Raw genomic sequence first — 245 nt, forward strand, 5'->3', positions numbered from 1 at the left:
GGGTATTCGGTTCATTATTTTTTCAAACCAACCCGTTATACCCGACAAAAAAACCAACAACGCGGCAAACATAAATGCTCCAACCGCCTCGTTTAGGTTATATCCCTGTGCGCTTGATATAAGCAAAGCAGCCCCAGTGGTCGACCATGCAATTAAAACAGGAACTTTGTAATAGTAAGATAAACCTATTGAGGTTGTTCCCATTACTAAACCTAGCATTAAAATCCAGCTCGCAACTAAATCAG

The 245-nt window shown here is 40.8% G+C and carries 1 protein-coding gene; it reads right to left on the bottom strand.

Features of this window, described 5'->3' with window-relative positions:
* Positions 1-245: benzoate/H(+) symporter BenE family transporter (locus tag SB756_RS33960; protein WP_410913746.1), on the bottom strand; the 245-nt coding region annotated here is incomplete at both ends.

It is taken from the genome of Pseudomonas sp. SIMBA_068 (assembly GCF_046534705.1).
Taxonomy (GTDB): Bacteria; Pseudomonadota; Gammaproteobacteria; order Pseudomonadales; family Pseudomonadaceae; genus Aquipseudomonas; species Aquipseudomonas putida.